Source organism: Anaerocolumna sp. AGMB13025, from assembly GCF_029689925.1.
Classification (GTDB): Bacteria; Bacillota; Clostridia; order Lachnospirales; family Lachnospiraceae; genus Anaerocolumna.
Genome location: NZ_CP121445.1, coordinates 2,187,911 through 2,208,750 on the forward strand (window position 1 = coordinate 2,187,911; position 20,840 = coordinate 2,208,750).

General features: G+C 41.0%; 24 protein-coding genes and 1 riboswitch. All 24 genes read left to right on the forward strand.

The window, feature by feature from the left end:
* The first annotated feature begins 23 nt into the window (after positions 1-23).
* A complete protein-coding gene (locus QA584_RS08885; protein WP_278274161.1) occupies positions 24-671 on the forward strand; it encodes a helix-turn-helix domain-containing protein in 648 nt (215 codons plus the stop codon).
* 345 nt (positions 672-1,016) lie between these two features.
* On the forward strand, positions 1,017-2,333 hold the full coding sequence (locus tag QA584_RS08890; protein WP_278274162.1) for a CynX/NimT family MFS transporter: 1,317 nt from the start codon (positions 1,017-1,019) through the stop codon (positions 2,331-2,333).
* A gap of 301 nt (positions 2,334-2,634) precedes the next feature.
* Positions 2,635-3,108, forward strand: a complete 474-nt coding sequence (locus QA584_RS08895) for a MarR family winged helix-turn-helix transcriptional regulator (RefSeq protein ID WP_278274163.1) — start codon at positions 2,635-2,637, stop codon at positions 3,106-3,108.
* A gap of 64 nt (positions 3,109-3,172) precedes the next feature.
* Positions 3,173-3,388 (forward strand): hypothetical protein, encoded by a 216-nt coding sequence (locus QA584_RS08900; protein ID WP_278274164.1) that lies wholly within the window; start codon positions 3,173-3,175, stop codon positions 3,386-3,388.
* A gap of 199 nt (positions 3,389-3,587) precedes the next feature.
* Positions 3,588-3,917 (forward strand): hypothetical protein, encoded by a 330-nt coding sequence (locus QA584_RS28835; RefSeq protein ID WP_442870355.1) that lies wholly within the window; start codon positions 3,588-3,590, stop codon positions 3,915-3,917.
* 125 nt (positions 3,918-4,042) lie between these two features.
* On the forward strand, positions 4,043-4,279 hold the full coding sequence (locus QA584_RS08905) for an ATP-binding cassette domain-containing protein (RefSeq protein WP_278275134.1): 237 nt from the start codon (positions 4,043-4,045) through the stop codon (positions 4,277-4,279).
* Between the two features lie 217 nt (positions 4,280-4,496).
* Complete coding sequence (locus tag QA584_RS08910; RefSeq protein WP_278274165.1) at positions 4,497-4,856, forward strand: helix-turn-helix transcriptional regulator; 360 nt, start codon at positions 4,497-4,499, stop codon at positions 4,854-4,856.
* Between the two features lie 32 nt (positions 4,857-4,888).
* Entirely contained in the window at positions 4,889-5,764 is an 876-nt protein-coding gene (locus QA584_RS08915; protein WP_278274166.1) for a methionyl aminopeptidase, read from the forward strand.
* Between the two features lie 114 nt (positions 5,765-5,878).
* Positions 5,879-6,493: a lactate utilization protein gene (locus QA584_RS08920; RefSeq protein ID WP_278274167.1), complete on the forward strand. Its 615-nt coding sequence runs from the start codon at positions 5,879-5,881 to the stop codon at positions 6,491-6,493.
* A gap of 355 nt (positions 6,494-6,848) precedes the next feature.
* Positions 6,849-7,733 (forward strand): LysR family transcriptional regulator, encoded by an 885-nt coding sequence (locus QA584_RS08925; protein ID WP_278274168.1) that lies wholly within the window; start codon positions 6,849-6,851, stop codon positions 7,731-7,733.
* Positions 7,734-8,024: 291 nt separating this feature from the next.
* Positions 8,025-8,822 (forward strand): ZIP family metal transporter, encoded by a 798-nt coding sequence (locus tag QA584_RS08930; protein WP_278274169.1) that lies wholly within the window; start codon positions 8,025-8,027, stop codon positions 8,820-8,822.
* 193 nt (positions 8,823-9,015) lie between these two features.
* Positions 9,016-9,213: a hypothetical protein gene (locus tag QA584_RS08935; protein WP_278274170.1), complete on the forward strand. Its 198-nt coding sequence runs from the start codon at positions 9,016-9,018 to the stop codon at positions 9,211-9,213.
* 118 nt (positions 9,214-9,331) lie between these two features.
* Positions 9,332-10,609, forward strand: a complete 1,278-nt coding sequence (locus tag QA584_RS08940) for a methyl-accepting chemotaxis protein (protein WP_278274171.1) — start codon at positions 9,332-9,334, stop codon at positions 10,607-10,609.
* A gap of 289 nt (positions 10,610-10,898) precedes the next feature.
* Complete coding sequence (locus QA584_RS08945) at positions 10,899-11,312, forward strand: metal-dependent transcriptional regulator (RefSeq protein ID WP_278274172.1); 414 nt, start codon at positions 10,899-10,901, stop codon at positions 11,310-11,312.
* 164 nt (positions 11,313-11,476) lie between these two features.
* Positions 11,477-12,229, forward strand: a complete 753-nt coding sequence (sufC, locus tag QA584_RS08950; RefSeq protein ID WP_278274173.1) for a Fe-S cluster assembly ATPase SufC — start codon at positions 11,477-11,479, stop codon at positions 12,227-12,229.
* Positions 12,230-12,239: 10 nt separating this feature from the next.
* Positions 12,240-13,646, forward strand: coding sequence for a Fe-S cluster assembly protein SufB (gene sufB / locus QA584_RS08955; RefSeq protein WP_278274174.1), 1,407 nt, complete (start codon positions 12,240-12,242; stop codon positions 13,644-13,646).
* Positions 13,647-13,660: 14 nt separating this feature from the next.
* Positions 13,661-14,758, forward strand: a complete 1,098-nt coding sequence (sufD, locus tag QA584_RS08960) for a Fe-S cluster assembly protein SufD (protein ID WP_278274175.1) — start codon at positions 13,661-13,663, stop codon at positions 14,756-14,758.
* Positions 14,751-15,980 (forward strand): cysteine desulfurase, encoded by a 1,230-nt coding sequence (locus tag QA584_RS08965; RefSeq protein WP_278274176.1) that lies wholly within the window; start codon positions 14,751-14,753, stop codon positions 15,978-15,980. The genes sufD and QA584_RS08965 overlap by 8 nt, the downstream gene beginning before the upstream one ends.
* Positions 15,967-16,416, forward strand: a complete 450-nt coding sequence (sufU, locus tag QA584_RS08970) for a Fe-S cluster assembly sulfur transfer protein SufU (protein ID WP_278274177.1) — start codon at positions 15,967-15,969, stop codon at positions 16,414-16,416. Before QA584_RS08965 ends, sufU begins: the two co-directional genes overlap by 14 nt.
* 174 nt (positions 16,417-16,590) lie before the next feature.
* Positions 16,591-17,016 (forward strand): metal-dependent transcriptional regulator, encoded by a 426-nt coding sequence (locus tag QA584_RS08975; protein WP_278274178.1) that lies wholly within the window; start codon positions 16,591-16,593, stop codon positions 17,014-17,016.
* 139 nt (positions 17,017-17,155) lie between these two features.
* Complete coding sequence (locus tag QA584_RS08980) at positions 17,156-17,389, forward strand: FeoA family protein (protein WP_278274179.1); 234 nt, start codon at positions 17,156-17,158, stop codon at positions 17,387-17,389.
* Positions 17,389-19,437 carry a ferrous iron transport protein B gene (feoB, locus tag QA584_RS08985; RefSeq protein ID WP_331487870.1) on the forward strand — a complete coding sequence of 683 codons (2,049 nt, stop codon included), beginning with the start codon at positions 17,389-17,391 and terminating at the stop codon, positions 19,435-19,437. The genes QA584_RS08980 and feoB overlap by 1 nt, the downstream gene beginning before the upstream one ends.
* Before the next feature lie 11 nt (positions 19,438-19,448).
* A complete protein-coding gene (locus tag QA584_RS08990) occupies positions 19,449-19,691 on the forward strand; it encodes a FeoC-like transcriptional regulator (protein WP_278274180.1) in 243 nt (80 codons plus the stop codon).
* 121 nt (positions 19,692-19,812) lie between these two features.
* Positions 19,813-19,902: riboswitch (cyclic di-GMP riboswitch) on the forward strand.
* A 390-nt stretch (positions 19,903-20,292) separates the two neighbouring features.
* Positions 20,293-20,787 carry an RNA polymerase subunit sigma-24 gene (locus tag QA584_RS08995; RefSeq protein ID WP_278274181.1) on the forward strand — a complete coding sequence of 165 codons (495 nt, stop codon included), beginning with the start codon at positions 20,293-20,295 and terminating at the stop codon, positions 20,785-20,787.
* Positions 20,788-20,840: the final 53 nt, after the last annotated feature.

Consider the following 20,840-nt stretch of genomic DNA (forward strand, 5'->3'; position numbering starts at 1 on the left):
CCGGCGGAAGGAGGATTTTGACGATGACCAAGCAAGCTGAACTAAAACAACAGGCATATGCCAGTAGTCTGAAAAGCCGTGCACTTTCCGTACTGATTTATCTGATTGACCGATCCAATAAAGACCTGACATGTTTCCCGGCCATTCCGACGATGGCCGAGCAGCTTCATATATCTGTTTCTACGGTAAAGCGTGCCCTGAAGGAGCTGACTGACGCAGGATATATTCAAAAGGAAGCACGTTTCCGTGAACGAAACCGTGGGCAAAGCTCTAACCTCTATATCTTGCTTTTCGTGGAGCAGACGTCCGAACCGGAAAAGGAAAATTCCTCTGCCGAGGCAGACAGGGATCATATAGATATTCATACTTCACAAGAGTTGTCAAAAAGTGATACGGTGAGATATATCACGTTTAATATGCTTGCTGAAAATAATAAAGTAATACAGAAACAAAGCCAGAAAGAAATCACAAATGAAGAAAAGGGCTTTTACCGCTTTGAGGACAGGCCGATGATGTCTGATCTCTGCACCTCCGTTCAGGCTTCTGCACCACCCAAGCCCACAAAGCTGCAAGGCACATATGGGGGTAAGGCAAGAACAGACAGTTTGACAGTCTGTCGGGTTTCTCTTTATCGGTGGACGGGGGTGGAGTCCATTTTGCGGCCCCCTTGAACTACTCATGTGAACTGATGTAATAGCGGAAAAATAGGATTATCTCTTGCAATCCCTAGTTAAATAACGGCAATACGCTAACCTCTTTAGGAGCATATTGCCGTTATTTGCAAGTGGTTCGATTCATGGTCTGCGTAATTCATTATTTATTTTTGCAACTTGACAAAAGAGTATGGCAGCTGTACACTTATCGATGCAGTAGGAATAAAATAGCAAACATAAATAGCATATAAAAATGCTTTGGAGATATTTATTGGGTATTAATTTGTATGTTAAGGAATCGTACCTAGGGACAAACAGTGGGGCATTAAGCCACATACATAGAGATGGAACAAGGAGAAACTTATGAAGCAATTAAACAAATATCAGAAAAATAACATTTCATTACATTCATCAAAATCTATGCCATTTATGTTGGTGATCGGAATTATATTTATTGCGGCAAATTTACGCTCTCCTCTGACGGCGGTCGGCCCAGTCGTTGATCAAATTCGTAATAGCCTACATATTTCTAATACACTAGCTGGAATGATAACAACATTTCCCTTATTCGCTTTTGCGTTTTTTTCCCCCTTTGTGCCAAAGCTGGCGCGAAAATATGGTGCTAGCTTGGTGCTGTTTTGGTCGCTTATTTTTCTGACACTTGGAATAGGGGTACGTTCATTGTTTGGAGAGATAGGGTTGTTTTTTGGAACGGCTATACTTGGACTATCAATCTCTGTTGGCAATGTACTGGTACCCAGCCTTATCAAACGTGATTTTTCGAAACGAGTTGGTTTGATGACGGGCGTTTATAATGCTTCTATGAGCCTTTTTGGGGCAATTGCATCAGGTGTTAGTATTCCAGTTGCAATGAAAGCGGGGTTGGGCTGGGAAGGAGCATTAGGCATTTGGGCAGCCCTTAGCTTTTTTGCACTTATCCTCTGGATACCTCAAGTGAAGCGTGGAAAGCAAAAAACAACCATTCTTGAAGACATGGTCAATAGAGACAATAATGCAAGAAGAGTAAGTGTGGTAAAACATGGAATAGGAAACATAAATGAATCGGCTATTAATGAGGTTCATTTGTGGAGATCCCCTTTGGCTTGGCAGGTGACAATATATACAGGATTACAGTCTATGGTTCTTTACTGTATGTACGCATGGTTGCCCAATATTTTAATCAGCCAAGGAATGAAATCGGGTGATGCTGGATGGATGCTCTCTCTTTGTCAGCTTTCGTCGCTCCCTATGGGGCTTATAGGCTCTGTACTTGCTGGGCGTAAATCCAATCAGCGAGCTATGACTATCGTTGCGTCTCTATGCGTTCTGTCTGGACTTCTTGGGGTCTTCTTGGGAGAGACGAGACTTGAATTTATATGGATGGTCTTGTTGGGCAGCGGCACTGCGCTCACTTTTAGCATGTCTCTGATATTTTTTAATTTCCGAACACAAAATGCAGACCAAGCAGCTAGACTGTCCGGAATGGCACAATCAGTTGGCTACCTTCTAGCTTCTTTTGGACCGATGATTTTTGGACTTCTGCATGATATAACTGACAATTGGACGATGCCACTCATTATCCTGATTGCAATTGCGGGTATATGCTTATTTGTAGGGCTTGGAGCATCGCGTGATCTGTTGGTCACTTCCTCCGGTAAATCTCGAAAGCATACTTTATGAAAGAGGTAGAACTGTGCTTATAGCCTTACTCAAAAGACCTCTGTTGTTCTTTGAATTACAGGAAGGTTTATTTTTCCTGTAATTCAGCCATACAAATGCCAGAATCAAAATCTATTCTTACATCGCTAGATTCTTAATGGCAGTTAAGAATGATTGTGCTTGAATTTTGACGCTTGATCTTATTGCTTACGAACAACTTTTATGATAATTTCTTGTCTGTTATGTATTATTTGATTTCCATATGAGAAATTATATCCAATAGTGGCTTGACAAAAGTGTATGGCAACCATATACTAATGATATGGAAAAGATTAAAAACAACAAACATAAAATTGCATATGAATCTTTAGATTTGGCGTTTGCTTTAATGGAGCTGGATAAAAAGACACGTTACTATGGAACGGATGTCCCTATTTTTCACTCTGAAATCCATGTAATAAAAGCAATAGCTGAGCACCCATGCATTCATGTAGGCGGCCTGGCGGATATTCTAGGAGTAACAAAAGGGGCTGCTTCCGAAATTCTCAAAAAGCTGGAGAGAAAGGCTTTAGTTAAAAAGGAAGTTGATGAGTTGAATTTATCTAGATATTCACTGAGCCTAACAGAAAAAGGGAAAAAGGCACATAAAAATCATATGCACTACCATGATATTTTAAATGGCATGGTGGAAGATGAACTACAGAATGCGACTGAAGCGCAACAGGAGTTCTTACTAAACTTCTTTTCAACCATGGTAAGCAGGGTTAAAAATTTTGATGAAAATATAGTTGAATAAAATTTTGCAAAAGTGTATGGCAACCATACACATTTTTTGCAAAATAGAGTTAGGAGGTGCTAACATGAAAGAGAAAGAACAGCATATTTATGATAATAGTGAGGCTGGCGAACGGCAGTATCAACAAAAGCTTAAAGCTGATCAAAGTATGCTTCAAATGTTTTTTAGTTCTTTTTCCCAATGCTTATGGGTTCCATTTTATTATCCATATGGTTATCCGATTTTCCCGCAAACAGATTTGTTGGTCAAACAATCGGAGGATGACATGAATAAGGACTGAATAAAAAGCAAAGAAACCAAATAATTGCATTGAAGCGTATTGTAACCATACACATATTACTAAAGGTTAAAATGGAGGACTTGTAATGCAACAAAATAGGCGCTGTTATTCGGAGAAAAAACTTAGTCCTTCAAGGGAGAAATATTTAAAGGCTATCTATAAGCTATCTAAATAAACTGAATTAGTACGTTTATTTGACATTGCTGTATATTTAGGAGTTTCAAAGCCTAGTGTTCACAGTGCTGTGACTACATTACAGGAGGAAGGGTTGATGATTAAGTCTTTGGCTGTGAAAATCAAGTTACTGAGGAGGGGCGCAAAAAAAGGGGAGATCATTACAGCTAAGTTTCGTATTATAAGGCAATTTTTAAATTCGTGTTGTAATGTTAGTGAACTGACAGCATGGGTTAGCCTATGTTCACTTAAAAACAAAATTCATGGACAACAAGCGGCATGTACTGCACTTCCGGAGAACTGTGAGCACAGTTGCTTCAAACTCGTGGTAGTGCATTATGCCACTCAAATATAGAAAGAAAATGCGTAAAGCTGCAGAAAACATTATTGAGAATTGAGGACTTGCATGCATCCGTTGAGGAAAAAGAGATCATCAAAGGGCTACATTTAGAAACAAAGGAAGGGGAAATTCACGTTTTGTTGGGTCCCAATGGGGCGGGAAAATCCATTTTGGCAAACGTTATCATGGGGCATCCGGGCTACAGTGTGACAGATGGACACCTTTATTTTGAGGAAGATGATATTACGGAAGCAAAAACCAACGAACGGGGGAAAAAGGGGCTGCTTCTTTCCAACCAGGCTCCAGAGGAAATTCCCGGTATCACAATGGAGAATTTTTTGAAATCAACAAGAACGGCACTGACTGAAGAGAAGTAAAAGCATTCCCCTTCCACAAAGAAGTGCTTGAGAAAATGCAAGAGCTTCAAATGGATGAAAGCTATGCCAAGCCTTCGCTGTGAGACAAGGGTTTTACAAAGTCGTAAATTCTTGATGACTTACTGAATGATGGGTGATATAATTTTATAAAAATTGAAACTATAATCAAGTTTTGAAATATAAAATAAGATAATATATTGGCAGGGAGTGAACAAGATTGTCTGTTAAAACAATTAAAAATATGGTAAATTGGGTTGAAGAAAATTTAGAAGAATGTCCAACATTAGAAGAAATGTCCGGTTTTGTAGGATATTCACCTTGTTATTGTTCTACGAAGTTCCATGAATACGTCGGTGTTTCATTCAAAGACTATATTCAGAAGAGGCAGCTAAGTATGGCAGCGATGGCGTTACAGAATACGAAGTATCGTATTATTGACATTGCGATACAATATGGATTTTCATCACATGAAGCATTTACAAGGGCTTTTGTACGTGCTTATGGTTATACACCCTTTCAATATCGTAAATTGTTGCCGGAAATCTTAACATTTGATGAAGCTCAAATAGATGTTTGAAGACTCCTCAGTAAATATAAGGAGCGTTTTTTATGTTAAAAAAAATTGGACGAAATGATTTATGCTGGTGTGGAAGTGGAATTAAGTATAAAAAATGTCATGAGTCTTTTGACGAAAAGATATCATGTTACAAAGCCCAAGGTTGTATTATTCCACCTAGAAATATTATAAAAAATACTGAACAAATTATTGGACTTAGAGAAAGTGGAAAAATCAATATAGCAGTTTTAGATTTCATATCTGAACAATTACATATAGGAATGACAACAGAACAAATTGATCTTTTAATTTATGAAAAAACGGTGGCTTTGGGTGGAATTCCAGCACCATTAAATTTTGAAGGTTTTCCTAAAAGCGTATGTACATCAATTAATAATCAAGTATGCCATGGTATACCAGCAAACGATGTTTTTCTGAAAGACGGAGATATTATAAATATTGATGTCTCTACAATATATAATGGATTTTTTTCAGATTCGTCAAGGATGTTTTGTATTGGCAATGTAAGTCCTGAAAAAAAGAAACTGGTGGATGTGGTTAAGGAATGTATAGAGTTAGGATTAGCACAAATAAAGCCGTGGGGATTTTTAGGTGATATGGGGCAAGCTGTGCATGAACATGCTATGAGTAATGGATATACGGTTGTAAAGGAAATAGGGGGACATGGTATTGGCTTGCAATTTCACGAGGAACCGTGGGTAAGCTATGTGTCAAAAAAAGGAACAGAAATGCTTTTAGTCCCAGGTATGGTATTTACGATTGAGCCAATGGTGAATATGGGAACTGATGAAATTTTTGTAGATGATAATGATGGCTGGACTGTTTATACAGCAGATGGAATGCCATCTGCACAATGGGAAATTATGGTTTTAGTCACTAATGATGGCTATGAGATATTAGCCTATTAATGTTACAAAATTAGCGATATATTCAAGGATAAAAAGTGGATCGTTACAGAATAAAGAAAATAGTCTTAAGGCATAAACAGGAATTGTGGCTTTGATAAGAAAGGGGGAAAAGTCATGAAAAAAGAGAAATTTGCACTGGTAGAAAACAAACTGCGTGATAGAGGTTATATTGTAAGTTTTTTTGATACGGCATTACAGGCTTCAGAATATATAGACTCACAAATTGACAGTCAGACGATTGGTTTTGGTGGCTCTATGACACTTGAACAAATGGGATTGTACGAATTGCTTAATAAACATAATAAGGTATTTTGGCATCATCGTATACCCAATGGAAGAACAAGTAAAGAAGTAAGGTTGCAGGCAAATGGAGCTAATATCTATATTTCTTCTGTAAATGGATTGGCCGAAACGGGCGAGATTATAAATATTGATGGGAATTGTAATCGAATCGCATCTATTTTCTATGGGCATGAAAAAGTATACTTCGTGGTTGGAAAGAATAAAATTGAAAAAGATTATGACAGTGCTTTGTATCGTGCCAGAAATATAGCAGCACCATTGAATGCAAAACGATTAGGTGTAAAAACTCCTTGTGCTATTAAAGGTGATAAATGTTATAATTGTAAAAGTCCAGAAAGAATTTGCAGAGGACTTTCTGTTTTGTGGGATAAGCCAATGACAGGTGAATTTGAAGTGATTCTAATTGATGAAGAATTAGGATATTGATATACTAATTTAATTTACTGAATAGCCAAAATAATTGTTAAGGGTGATTACGATTGTGGTCGCTCTTTTCTTTTGCCCAAAACCGAGAAAGGAGTCCGTCATGCCCCAAATAATATTCACCTCACACTACTTGCGAGATGTACCTCCAACCCAGCTTGCAAAATATCTACTAGGAAAGAAGAAATTTATTAACTAGCGAATTTTTAAAAGGTGTTAGTACGGCATTCTCGTATAATTCATTTGGATAATTGAATGCGCTTGATAAATTCTATTATCCGTGTTATTGTATGATACATAAATAGTTATTGATACGAGCGAACTAATAATAAAATATTTATTAATATGGAGGTGCTTTATGGACTTGCTGCAAATTAAATATTTTCAAACTGTGGCTAACATGCAACACATGACAAGAGCAGCCGATGTGTTGCAGATTGCTCAACCTGCCTTAAGTTCCATGATTGCTAAGTTGGAGGCAGACTTGGGAGTTCCCTTGTTTAATCGGACAGGACGTAATATTATTTTGAATGAATATGGGAAAACGTTTTTAAAACGGGCTAATAGAATATTGAAAGAAGTTGATGAAGGACGACAGGAGATATCCGATCTGTCCGGAAGTGAAATGGGTGCTGTGTCTTTTGCAACTACATCTTTGAATAAAGAATTCGGTAATCTTATAGGAAACTTTGCAAATCTTCATCCAAAAGTAAATTTCCATATTACACAGTTAGGTGATGATAAAGAAAAACTTAATCTATTGGATAAAGATGAAATTGATTTTGCTTTTATCAATACGATTGATGAGCATTCTAATATCTCAACTATAAAATTGACAGAGGAGGACATTTATTTAGCAGTGCCACCATCGCACCCCCTTGCTAAATACCGAACAGTTTCTTTTCAGAATTTGAAAGGCGAAGCCTTTATTGGATTAAAAGCTAATTATAGCCAACAGGAATTTTGTGATGAACTTTGCAAAAAGAATGGATTTGTGCCAAATATCATCTGTGAGTGCAGTGAATTCACGGCGGTTATTAATTTGGTCGAAGCAGGGCTGGGTGTATCTTTTTTACCATGCTCTGAGGATGAGAAAAAGGAGTTGCCTGTTGTTTTGCTTAAGATTGATGGGATTGATTTTAAGAATATTCTGCGACTTGCATGGAAAGAGCAACGATATTTTTCAAAAGCGGCAAGAAATTTCCGTGAATATATAACGCTATATTTTAATGCTACAGTTTAATTAGAGCAGAAAGGCATTCCAATCAAATAAATTGGTATGCTTTTTTTAAATAAATTAATATATAAATGATTATAAATATATACATAATAATATATTTTTATTTATTGATGTTTGGGCTTATACTGTGGATAGTAAAGATTTAAAGCATTTATTAAACTTTACTTGCATAAAGATGAAATTTGTAGTTGCCAAAGGCAAATTTTTTTTGAACGTAGGTTAGCAAATGCTAACTGTTCGGAATATAAATCTTTTCGGCAGATTAATTTCCTCTAAACAATTGCATGAAAGGAGATGAAAAATACGAGCAACAACATAAATGCATTTTGGGGCATCTTAATTCCGTTTATTGGAACTATCGCAGGTGCGGCTTGCGTATTTTTTATGAAAAAGTCCATGAGTGATGGCGTTCAGCGCGCCTTGACGGGATTTGCCGCTGGTGTTATGGTGGCAGCCTCAGTATGGAGTCTATTAATTCCGGCTATTCAGCGGTCGTGGGCGTTAGGAAAATTGTCGTTTGTACCAGCGGTGGTCGGCTTTTGGATTGGAATACTGTTTTTACTTTTACTCGATCATATTGTTCCACATCTGCATCGGAATAGCGAAAAGGCCGAGGGCCCAAGTAGCTGCCTACAAAAGACAACAATGTTAGTACTTGCGGTGACGCTGCATAATATTCCGGAAGGAATGGCAGTTGGCGTTGTTTATGCGGGATACTTATCCGGAAGCGCGCAGATTACAGCAACTGCAGCTCTTGCACTTTCTATTGGCATTGCTATTCAGAACTTTCCGGAGGGTACGATCATTTCCATGCCTTTACGGGCAGAAGGAATGAGTAAACCAAAAGCGTTTGTGGGAGGTGTGCTCTCCGGTATTGTGGAACCCATTAGTGCTGTTTTGACAATTTTGGCAGCACAAATTATCGTACCTGCGTTGCCGTACCTTTTAAGTTTTGCTGCAGGAGCTATGATTTATGTGGTGGTAGAAGAGCTAATTCCTGAAATGTCGGAGGGCAGGCACTCTAATATCGGCACGGTGTTTTTTGCAGTCGGATTTAGCGTCATGATGGTGTTGGACATAGCCTTGGGCTGATTCTATACAGTAAGTACGATGGGTTTGACTGTAAATTCTCATTTTGAAGTGGAACTGGAGTTTTTGCTAAACTTCTTTTCAACCACGATAAGCAGGGTTGAGAATTTCGATTAAAATATAGTGGAATAAAAATTTTATACAAGTGTATTGCAACCATACGCATTTTTACACAATAAAGTTAGGAGGAAAAAACATGAAAAAAGAAAAGAAAAAACCTCATATATATGATAATGGCGAGGTTGATGAACGGCGATATCTGCAAAAACTCAAAGCTGATCAAAGCATGCTTCAAGCATTTTTTAATTCTATTCCCCAATGCTACGGTGTTCCGTTTTATCATCCATATAGTTATCCGGTGTTTCCACAAACAGGATTGTTTATAAGGCCCTAAAGACTTAAAAAGACAGAGAGAACGGAGGTGTTCTATGGCATTGAATTAATTTGTGGGCGGAAACAAAAAAGGAAACTGGATCCAGCCATCCGGAATAAATGAAAGAGGGAATGTTAAAGTGAAAAAATGGTTTGAGGATCTGAAAGTTGCAAAGAAACTGTTAATCAGCTATCTGCTAATTGTTGCATTTACCGTGATTACAGCTGGTGTGGGGATTTTTTGTGTTCTGCACTTTACCAGAAATATGGTGGTCATCATGATAGTAATTGCACTAATTTGTATCGTATCTGTCATTCTTTCCGTATATTTTTCCAGATATATGTCAGATATTATTGCGTATCCCCTTTGTATTTTTGAAGCGTTTGCCAGCATGGTGGCTGTAGGAGATTTTGGAGTTGAAAAAATCACAGGGGAAAAAAAACGAGGCTGGGATTCCAGAAAGGATGAAGTGGGAGGTCTTGCTAGTGCCTTTGAACAGATGATTATCAACAATATTGAGCAGGCCCAGACGACAAGAGCTATTGCAGACGGTGATTTAACAACGGTTGTGACCATTCGTTCCGAAGAAGATGTTCTCGGCAAAGCGCTGGCAGAGTTAGTTGAAAAGTTTCATAATCTTGCTTCTTCTATTACAACCATAGCAGAACAGGTTAATTCCGGATCTGGGCAGGTCTCTGGCGGTGCTCAGACATTATCCAACGGAACCACAGAGCAGGCGGCAACCCTGGAAGAGTTGAATACTTCTATTGGTAATGTAGCCGATCAGGCATCGAAGAATGCCAGGAGTGTTGAGAGAGCTGCAGATTATGTAAATCAGGCGGGTCAGGGCGTTATGGAGAGCAACGACTTTATGCAGGAGCTAAATACCGCCATGAAAGAGATTGGGGAGTCATCTCAGGAAATTTCAAAGATTACAAAGTTTGTAGAGGATATTGCGTTTCAGACAAATATTCTTGCGCTCAATGCTGCCGTTGAAGCTGCCCGTGCCGGTGATGCCGGAAAAGGTTTTGCCATAGTTGCCGATGAAGTCCGTAATTTAGCTGCAAAATCAGCTGATGCTGCAAAGCAGACAGCAGATCTCATTCAAAAATCTGTAACAATGGTATCTCATGGGGAGCGTCTTGCTGATGATACATTAAAGCTCTTGTATACAGTAAAAGATAAGGCACAGATGGCGGAACAGGCAATAAAGGAAATTGAAACTGCGTCTACTGAACAGGCAGGAGCAATTGAACAGATCCATCAGGGGTTGTCCCGGGTATCTGTAGTTGTACAGACCAACGCGGCTACTGCGGAAGAAAGTTCTGCAGCCAGTGAAGAACTTGCTGCGCAGGCTGAAATACTGCAACAGGAAGTAAGAAAATTCAAACTTCATGAGGAACACACCAGCCACTGAAGATCGGGGAAGGTAGGACCTTTGAAGATACCAGACATGCATCAGCAGGCTCTTATGTAAAGCATTGATGTTTTAGGAATAGGGGGAATCAAGGTTGAAAAAGCAGGAACTGCGAATTCACCAGCAGGGAGATTTGGATACCTTAAAAGACACATACCTGACATTTGGACAGACGACCGGAGGATAGTGCAAATAAGCATTGCTTAAAAAGCAAAGAAACCAAATAATTGCATCAATGAGTATGGTAGCCATACACATTTTGCTAAAGTTTAAATATGGAGGGGTTGCTGTGCAGCAAAATAGGCGCCGTTATTCGGAGAAAAAACTCAGTCCTTCAAGGGAGGAATATTTAAAGGCTATATATAAGCTATCTGAAATGACTCAATTAGTACGTTCAATTGATATTGCTGAATATTTAGGAGTTTCAAGGCCTAGTGTTCATAACGCTGTAACTAGGTTGCAGGAAGAGGGGCTGGTCATCAAGCCTTTGGGCGGTGCAATTCAGCTTACTGAGGAGGGATGCAAAAAAGGAAAAATCATTACAGCTAAGTTTCGGATCTTAAGGCATTTTTTAAATTCGTGTTGTAATGTTAGTGAGCCAACGGCAAGTGCAGATGCTTGCAAAATGGAGCATATTATCAGTGATGAGTCTTTATTTGCTCTAAAAAAATATCTGAACTTAGAACACGGAGATGACCTTTGAAGAAAAAAGATTTTTTTGAACAAGGGTTAGTCTCTGCTTACTTAAAGAAAAATTCATGGACAGCAAACGGCATGTACGGCACTTCCGGAGAACCTTGAACACAATTGCTTCAAACTCATGGTAGTGGATTATGTCGCTCAAAGATAGAAAGAAGAGGTGTAAAGATGCAGAAAACATTATTGAGAATTGAGAACTTGCATGCAACCGTTGAGGAAAAAGAAATCCTCAAAGGGCTGCATTTAGAAATAAAGGAAGGGGAAATCCATGTTTTGATGGGTCCCAACGGCGCTGGAAAATCCACTTTGGCAAACGTTATTATGGGACATCCGGGATATAGCGTGACAGACGGACACCTTTATTTCGAGGATGATGATATCACGGAAGCAAAAACCAACGAACGGGCGAAAAGAGGACTCTTTCTTTCCTTTCAGGCTCCGGAGGAGATTCCCGGCATCACTATGGAGAACTTTTTGAAATCAGCAAGAACGGCGCTGACAGGTAAAGAAGTAAAAGCATTCCCCTTCCACAAAGAAGTGCTTACGAAAATGCAAGAGCTTCAAATGGATGAAAGCTATGCCAAGCGTCATGTGAACGTCGGCTTCTCCGGTGGAGAGAGAAAGAAGAGCGAAATATTCCAAATGCTGATGCTTGATCCTAAGCTAGCGATTCTGGATGAAACAGACTCCGGATTGGATGTCGATGCGGTCAAAACTGTATCTTCGGGTATCAATCAGTTTAAAAATGATCATAACGCAATTTTAATTATTACCCACAACACTCGAATTTTGGATCAGCTCCGTGCGGATTATGTCCATGTTCTGGTAGATGGAAAGATTGTAAAAACCGGAAGCACGGATCTGATTGAGCAAATCTCAACAACTGGCTTTGCCTCAATGGAAAATTCAATCGGAAAGTGAGGTGCAAACGATGGAGAAGAAAAAAACAATTGTAGAAGATATTAATCGTGATCTTTATGACATTAAAAACCCAGATAAGGACAGTTATCACATTAACAGAGGACTGACAAAGGAAATTGTCAGCGAAATCTCGTCCCTTAAGAACGAACCCTCATGGATGCTGGAGCTTCGGCTTGCCTCGCTGGAAACCTATCATTCTATGGCTATGCCGAAGTGGGGACCATCCCTTCACGAACTGAATATGGACGAGATCGTCACCTATGTGCGGCCGAAGGCTTCTGCAAAGGCAAGCTGGGAAGACGTCCCAAGGGAAATCAAGGAAACCTTTGAACGGCTGGGGATTCCGGAAGCAGAACGGAAGTCTCTTGCTGGCGTGGGCGCACAGTATGATTCCGAGGTTGTCTACCACAGCATTAAAGAGGAGTTAACGAAGCAGGGAGTTGTCTACCTTGACATGGAAACTGCAGTAAGAGAACATGAGTCTTTAGTACGGGAGTATTTTATGCAGCTCCTCCCAGCAACTTCACATAAATTTCTGGCCTTACACGGAGCCGTGTGGTCTGGCGGCTCGTTTGTCTATGTGCCGGAAGGTGTGGATGTTAAGATTCCTCTGCAATCCTATTTCCGCTTTAACGCCCCCGGCGCCGGACAGTTTGAGCATACCTTGATTATTGTGGACAAGGGCGCCAAGCTTCACTTCATTGAAGGCTGTTCCGCACCCAAATATAATACCATCAATCTGCATGCTGGTGCGGTGGAGTTGTTTGTCAAGGAAGGCGCGACCCTGCGGTATTCCACCATTGAGAACTGGTCAAAAAATATGATGAACTTAAATACGAAATGCGCGCTGGTTGAGAAGGACGGTAGCATGGAATGGGTTTCCGGCACCTTTGGCTCCCATATTACGATGCTTTACCCTACCAGCATTTTGAATGGAGAAGGCGCGAAAACCGACTTTACAGGCGTAAGCTTTGCCGCCAAGGGACAAAACCTGGATACCGGTTCTAAAGTCGTTCACGCCGCTCCCCATACCTCGTCAACTCTCAGCTCACGTTCTATTTCCAAGGACGGTGGAATTGCTGTATACCGAAGTTCGGTCAATGTCCTGCCTCAGGCACACCATGTAAAATCCGCAGTAAGCTGCGAATCCCTGATGATGGACTCCCTCTCCCGTGCGGATACACTGCCGGTTATGGACATCCGCAATGATGAGGCGGATATCGGGCATGAAGCAAAAATCGGACGGATCAGCGAGGATGCGGTCTATTATCTGATGACTAGAGGAATGGATGAATTAGAAGCCAAGGCTTTGATCGTGCGGGGGTTTGTGGAGCCCATTACCAAGGAACTGCCCTTGGAGTATGCGGTTGAAATGAATAACCTGATTTCGATTGAACTGGAAGGCAGTATCGGCTAAAGGAGGTGCCAGAAATGAACCAAGCGTTTAAGAATTTAAATGAAATTCCCATGTTGACATGGAGCTGGCTTCATGTCAATGATGCGGATTTAAAACAGGACTTCCCTGGTGTTTTACCATATCAAAACAACCCTGTACAGGAGGTGCTACCAGCTGGAGTGGAAGTGTCATCTTATGAAAAGATAGGAGCCTTTCCGCTTGAGCAGTTGCCTGTCATTAAAGCAAAAAAAGAGCTGCTGGACTATATGTCGCAAAAGCGTAACAGCGGATATATGATTCGTATACCGGAAGGAAGAGAAATGGACAAGCCGATTCTTCTTTCATATGTTCTAGATGAAATATCCCCTGTCTTGACGGAGGACATTCTGATACTGGCTGAAAAAGGAAGTAAGGCCACCGTCATAATCCAGTACATCTCTGAGGCAGCTGACACCGTTTCTCATAGTGGAATTACCCGTATTCGGGCAGAAGCTGGTGCGGATATAACACTCGTCAAGGTACAGATGCTTTCGGAAGGCAGCAGTCATGTGGATCACGTGGCGGCTTCCATAGAGGAAAACGCAAAGGTACAGGTACTGCTGGCGGAGCTGGGAGCGCAGGAATCCATTACCAATTGTAGCCTTGATTTGATTGGGGAAGCCGCAGAGGGGCGGATCGACTCTGTTTATCTGGGAGATGGGGAACGTAAGTTGGACATCAACTATATCGTTACCCACTCTCAAAAAAGCACCGTTAGCAATATTCATTCCAGCGGCGTCATGGCTGATCGGTGTAAAAAGGTGTTTCGTGGCACGATAGACTTTAAAAGTGGTGCATCAGGTTCCAAGGGAAGCGAGGAGGAGGTCACTGTATTGCTCAGCCCTGAAATCATCAACATTTCTACTCCGCTTCTATTGTGCGGAGAGGAGGACGTGGAAGGAGCCCATGCCGTCAGCACAGGTACAATTGATGAGGATATGCTCTTTTATCTGATGACTCGTGGCTTTAATGAAACGGAGGCAAAAAAGGTGATTGTGGAAGCTTCCTTTTCACCAGTGCTTGAGAAGATTGAGGATGAGAGATTGCGAGAAAGCGTTTTCTCATATGTGAGAGGAAGGTTGAGCAATGTTTAATCCCTATATAAAAGATTTTCCTGCTTTGAAACAAACTGTTAACAGTAAGCGGCTGATTTATTTGGATAATGCCGCCACAACGCAGAAGCCCCAGACAGTGATTGATGCTTTGACTGCGTATTACAGCCAAGATAACGCCAACCCCCATCGAGGCGCGTATGCACTCAGTGTACGGGCAACAGAGCTTTATGAAGCGGCGCGGGAAACCGTTCGGGAATTTATTGGAGCGGGCAGTACAAGAGAGATCGTGTTTACCAAAAGCGCCACAGAATCCTTAAATCTGCTTGCGTACAGTTATGGAATGAGCACCATTCAGGAAGGTGATGAGATTGTGGTTTCCATCGCAGAGCATCACAGCAATCTGGTACCATGGCAGCAAGTGGCTGCGGCTAAGAAAGCGAAGCTGGTCTATCTGTACCTTGATGAAAACGGAATGATTCCGAAGCGGGAGATTGAAACCAAAATCTCTCAAAATGCAAAAATTGTATCGGTTACCCATGCCTCCAATGTGTTGGGGGGCATGAGTCCCATGGAAAGTATTGTGAAGAAAGCACATGAGGTCGGAGCCGTTGTCATTGCGGATTTGACGCAGAGTGTTGCCCATAGAAAGCTTGATGTTGTGAAGCTTGATTTGGATTTTGCCGTATTTTCGGGTCACAAGATGTATGCACCTATGGGAGTCGGCGTGCTATATGGAAAAGAAAAATATTTAGAGCAGATGACGCCGTTTCTGTATGGGGGAGATATGATCGAAGCTGTGTTCGAGCAGTCAGCCACCTTTGCACCGCTCCCCCAAAAATTTGAGGCGGGAACTCAAAACGTGGAGGCGGCAGTGGGGCTGTCCGCAGCCATTCAGTATATCCAGACCATTGGATTTGACGAGATTCAAAGAATTGAAAAGCCTTTGATTCAGTATGCGCTGCAAAGACTCAGTGAGAATTCGTATCTCACCCTTGTAGGCAATCCAGATCCAGAAGACCGGACAGGGGTCATCTCATTTAACGTGAAGGAAGTTCACCCCCATGATGTTGCGTCCATTCTGGACGCTGACGGTATTTGTGTTCGTTCCGGTCATCATTGTGCACATCCGTTGATGAGCTATTTGGGACTGACCGCCACGGCACGCATCAGTTTGTGCTTTTATAATACGGAGGAAGATATTGATCGGTTGGCGGAGAGCTTGAAACATGTCAGGAGGTGGCTAGGGCTTGGATTTGAGTGAAATTTATACGGAAGTGATTGCTGAACACAGCGTTTCCACAAAAAATAAAAGAGAAATGGAGAAGCCAGATTTCGTGATGGAAGGCGTTAATCCAAGCTGCGGAGATGAGCTGGCCATTGCGGTGAAGTTCTCTGGAACAACCATTGAAGATATTGCCTTTACCGGATCAGGCTGTGCGATTTCACAGGCATCCGCCTCAATCATGGCGGATTTGCTGCGAGGAAAATCTCTGGAAGAGGCACAGTCGTTGATTGCACTTTTCTTGAGCATGATAAAACGTGAGATTACGGACGACGTAGCCATGGAAGCGCTGGAAGAAGCGGCTGCACTCAGGAACATTTCTAATATGCCGGCGCGGGTAAAATGCGCAGTTCTAGCTTGGCATACCATCCAGGAAGCAATTGAGAAGCAGAAGGCAAATGATAAATTGTATTGACTTTTAGATATTATTGTAGAAATTCTAATAGATTATTGGAGTAAGTGTCGTTGTAGATTTATGGAGAAGCGCGGAACTTGATGAGCGGATTACAGAGACATCAGAAATTGCTGGCGTGGAGAAGAATGCCCCAATTCATAACAAACAGATAAAACAAAGTAGGAGGGAAAATGTATGATTAAGCTTACTGTGTCCAACGAGGATTATTTAAAAGCCATCTACGAACTGGATTGCGGCAATGGAGTCAGGATAGTAGACATTGCTGACAAACTGAATGTGGCGAAATCAAGTACTTACGTTGCAGTAAGCCTTTTGCAAGAAAAAGAGCTAGTGGAACGTGATGGTGAACGTAGAGTTGTTCTTACCACTAAAGGAAAATCAGAGGCTGAATTAATAGTAAATAGGTTCTCAATTATTAAAACGTTTTTAAGTAAAATTTTTAAAATAGATGAAAAAAGTGCAGATGCTGAGGCTTGCGATTTAGAGCACGTCGTGAGCGTAGAGACTTCCCAGGCTATGATAGAAATCTTGAATTTCGTTAACGTCCATTGTCGATACTGCCAGAAAGAGAACTGCCCGATAAGCAGTCCGACATTTTAGAACGCAAAACGGAAGTTCTAAATATATATGTATTATTTTTTAAATGATATTTATTAATAGAAAAAGACCGCGTGTTGAATACACGCAGCCTTTTTCTATTATGAGCTGTAATAATAATTCCAGAGGAGAAATGAACAATATGGATTTGAAAAATCTAAGTGATGCAAAACGTGGACAAAAAGGGAAAATCCACAAAATTTCCGGAGATAGTCGATTTTTGAGCAGAATTACCTCCATCGGACTAACAATTGGCAATGAGGTGGAAGTAATTCAAAACAACAAAAAGCAGCCGCTCTTGGTTTTCGGTAGAGATACAATAATTGCAATTAACCGAAATGAAAGTGAAAGAATTGTTTTGGAGGTGACAGAATAGTGGGAGTTCAGACAAATATAACGGTAAAGTCCTCTCAAGAGAATCAGACTGGCCTACATGCAGAACCTTTAATTGCATTGCTGGGACAACCGAACGCAGGCAAATCTACATTGTTTAATGGACTTACTGGTTCGCACCAACATGTGGGTAATTGGCCGGGTAAAACGGTAGAACAAAAAGAAGGGTACTTTATACAGGGCGGAAAAAAGTATACCGTTGTTGATTTGCCGGGTACATATAGTTTGTCAGCAAATTCTCAGGAGGAAGTTGTTACACGAGATTATATAGCAAAGGGAAAACCTGATCTGGTTTGTATCTTGGCAGACGCTTCGCAGCTGGAGAGAAGTCTTTTTTTACTCGCAGATTATGCGGGAATTACAGTACCCATTATTTTGTTAGTCAACATGATGGACGTTGCCGGAGAACAAGGAAAGAGAATTGACTCAGCTATAATTTCTAAAAAGCTGGGAATTCATGTGGTACCTTTTACTGCTTCTGATCTCAAGGAATATTCCACTTTCTATGATGCAGTGAAAAAGACTCTAAATAATCCTTGCACACTTAGGGCTGATGCACTTATGGATCTTTATAAGGAAATGCCGGATGCCCCATATCAAAGACTTTACGATCTGATGCCTTCAGAGGGTATCGGTGCCTATTCTCCTGCCTGGCTTTCGGCAAAGCTCATCGAAGGTGACCCAATGGTTCTTGCAACCGTGGGCGAATTTCTTAAAGAATCAGAATTGGCTGAAGTAAACAAGTTGTTGTCAAGCGTAAAGGACGGTAGCTTGTTAACCGGTAACTGCAAGTTTAGATGGATTGATAGTATTCTTAAAGGTGCCGTAATATCTACACGTGCAGACAAACCAAAGATGAGCCCATTTGACAGGGTCGCGACCAGTCGAACATGGGGAAAACCACTGGCGATTACTATCATTATACTAGCACTGATTGTTTCCTTAATTCCTGCTTTGCCGCTAATGCTTCTTGGCAAGACGGGTTTGGGCATTTTTGGAACTATTGTAGCAGAAACACTTACTTCTGTCGGTGTACCACATATATTAATTTCCTTGCTTTGCGATGCAATTATTGGAGCCATTGGTTTTGTTGTTTCTATGGTGGGGTTTGTGTTGGGAATAAGCCTTGTATTCGGTTTTTTGGAGGAAATTGGATATATGGCGCGAATTTCCTATGTGTTTGATAATACCATGTCCAAACTTGGACTCCAGGGCAAAGCAGTTATGCCATTTCTCGTCAGCTTTGGATGCACCATAGGCGGGGCTGCTGGAACAAGGGTTATAGATACATGGGGACAAAGAGTTTTAACCATAGCGCTTGCATGGGCAGTGCCCTGCTCAGGCACATGGGCGGTGGTGGCGTTGGTAAGTGCTACCTTCTTTGGTGCAGGCGCACCGTTTGTGATTATCTCATTGTTTGCAACTGCTTTACTTCATATGCTAATCACCTCTAAGATATTTAGAAATTCGCTTGTGAAAGAATCGGATAAGACAGGACTGATTATGGAACTTCCGCCTTACCATAAACCAAAGTGGAAAAACCTATTCCGATTTTTATTGAACCGCCTAAAAGATGTATTCGTTCGTGCCTTTAAGCTTATCGTCTTGGTGTCAGTTGTTTTCTGGATGCTTTCTTATACAAACGACGGTGATATCACCCATAGCATCATTTATAAAATCGGAACTTTTATTGAACCGGTTACTTCGATATTTGGATTAAAGTGGCAAATGTTTATGGCTTTTGTAGTTTCCGGTATGGGTAAGGAAGCTGCACTTGGAGTGCTTAATACATTGTTTAGTGTTGGTAGCACCGCAAATTTGAGTGACGCATTGCTAAATGGTGTTTCAAAAGCGGAAGCATTAGCGTTTATCTATGCGTTTACATTTAATATACCCTGCATTTCAGCACTAGCTGCAACCTATGAAGAGACACATTCTTTAAAATGGGTCTTACGTATGACCGGTTACTATATTGCAGCTGCGCTGGTAATGTCCTTTATTGTTTACCATATTGGTTTATTGATTTTTTAGGAGGTGGCAGTATGCTTACAGAAATACTTGCTTTACTGGAAGATGGGCAGGCTTGCTCGTTGGAAGAACTGGCTATGAAGTTGGAAAGCGATGTTCCTACCGTAAAAGCCCAAATAGAATATTTGGTGCAGCTTGGTTTTCTAAAGCAGATCAGAGCGGAAGTGCCGGCCTGCAATGGGTGTACCGGCTGCTCTCAAGGCAAGAGCTGTGATTTGGATTTTACTCCTTATCTGATGTGGGAGAGAGTCAAATAAAGTCTAATGTGAAGAGCCTCAAGATTATATTAAATAAATTTAGTAGTTTAAAAAAATGGGATCTATGATAAATGGTAATGAACCACCAAATAATTCAGAGTCACATAAAAATTTGCTGAATAGTAAATTTGGGCAAACCAGCCAAAAGGTAGGGACGCAAAGCCATAGGATCTAAGGCGTTTTCGGACGTTATGATAGCCTGGCTGCCAAAACTATGCAGGGCCTGCCCTCTCTAATATAAAGGGTAGGCCCTTGCTTACTTTTATGAGTTTTGACAGATAACAGGATACCGGCTTTCGCCTGCTCTTGCGAAAGAGGTATTCCTATGAAATCATATATATTTCGTCTTATTGCGAGGTGGAGCTAAAAACGGCGCAATCCGCCTAACCCACTTTTTACATACACAATTTCATAAGCATATTCTAAAAAAGTCAGTATTTTGTCGTTGGCAAGCTACTGACTTTTTTTGTTCGACAAAATTAACGCTTAATTTACAAATTATCCCATATTTTAAGACCAAAAGCCATATAAGGCTCCGATGTCGTTCCCCACCCTCCAGACTTTGGATTTTTCAAAAATTCAAAGTCTGGAGGAAAGGAATATGAAAAATTACAAAGACAGTGATTATGCCCTCAATAAATTCAGCGAGGGTATTGTATATAAATTCGCAGACCGCATTGTAGAAATCACGCTGGAGGACTATCTTGCGGAGAACCCTGGCAAGACGGCACAGGACTTTTTGGAGCTGAAAGCCTTATCGGATGAAATCTATCACCAGCAAGTCATACACGAAAATAGGACAAGCCGTTTGGATGTGAGCATCAATGGGCTAGAGGAAACAGAGCAGCTTGCCGCCCCGCCCCTTGATTTAGATTTGATACATAAAAGCGATACCACAAAAGCCAAGGAAGCTGCAAAGAGGCTACTGGACAGTGGAGAATTGACAGAAATCCAGCGGCGACGGTTTATTCTGCATTTCTTGGAGGGCTTATCCTACCGGCAGATTGCCGGCTGTGAAGGGGTACATTTCACCTCTGTCCACGAAAGTATCGAGGCGGCTACGGCAAAGCTGCAAAATTTTTTTAAAAAAATTTAATTTCGTACCCCTACACCCCCCTGTTTTTTTGACATTGGGTGAAAGGATTTTCC

Bases quoted from the DNA above. Each gene is read 5' to 3' on its own strand.
- QA584_RS08925 (WP_278274168.1), top strand. From the start codon at position 6,849: ATGGACTTGCTGCAAATTAAATATTTTCAAACTGTGGCTAACATGCAA.
- QA584_RS08980 (WP_278274179.1), top strand. From the start codon at position 17,156: ATGGATTTGAAAAATCTAAGTGATGCAAAACGTGGACAAAAAGGGAAA.
- sufB (WP_278274174.1), top strand. From the start codon at position 12,240: ATGGAGAAGAAAAAAACAATTGTAGAAGATATTAATCGTGATCTTTAT.
- QA584_RS08900 (WP_278274164.1), top strand. From the start codon at position 3,173: ATGAAAGAGAAAGAACAGCATATTTATGATAATAGTGAGGCTGGCGAA.
- sufD (WP_278274175.1), top strand. From the start codon at position 13,661: ATGAACCAAGCGTTTAAGAATTTAAATGAAATTCCCATGTTGACATGG.
- QA584_RS08990 (WP_278274180.1), top strand. From the start codon at position 19,449: ATGCTTACAGAAATACTTGCTTTACTGGAAGATGGGCAGGCTTGCTCG.
- QA584_RS08920 (WP_278274167.1), top strand. From the start codon at position 5,879: ATGAAAAAAGAGAAATTTGCACTGGTAGAAAACAAACTGCGTGATAGA.
- QA584_RS08885 (WP_278274161.1), top strand. From the start codon at position 24: ATGACCAAGCAAGCTGAACTAAAACAACAGGCATATGCCAGTAGTCTG.
- QA584_RS08890 (WP_278274162.1), top strand. From the start codon at position 1,017: ATGAAGCAATTAAACAAATATCAGAAAAATAACATTTCATTACATTCA.
- QA584_RS08895 (WP_278274163.1), top strand. From the start codon at position 2,635: ATGGAAAAGATTAAAAACAACAAACATAAAATTGCATATGAATCTTTA.
- QA584_RS08930 (WP_278274169.1), top strand. From the start codon at position 8,025: ATGAAAAATACGAGCAACAACATAAATGCATTTTGGGGCATCTTAATT.
- QA584_RS08935 (WP_278274170.1), top strand. From the start codon at position 9,016: ATGAAAAAAGAAAAGAAAAAACCTCATATATATGATAATGGCGAGGTT.
- QA584_RS08995 (WP_278274181.1), top strand. From the start codon at position 20,293: ATGAAAAATTACAAAGACAGTGATTATGCCCTCAATAAATTCAGCGAG.
- sufC (WP_278274173.1), top strand. From the start codon at position 11,477: ATGCAGAAAACATTATTGAGAATTGAGAACTTGCATGCAACCGTTGAG.
- QA584_RS08915 (WP_278274166.1), top strand. From the start codon at position 4,889: ATGTTAAAAAAAATTGGACGAAATGATTTATGCTGGTGTGGAAGTGGA.
- QA584_RS08965 (WP_278274176.1), top strand. From the start codon at position 14,751: ATGTTTAATCCCTATATAAAAGATTTTCCTGCTTTGAAACAAACTGTT.
- QA584_RS08975 (WP_278274178.1), top strand. From the start codon at position 16,591: ATGATTAAGCTTACTGTGTCCAACGAGGATTATTTAAAAGCCATCTAC.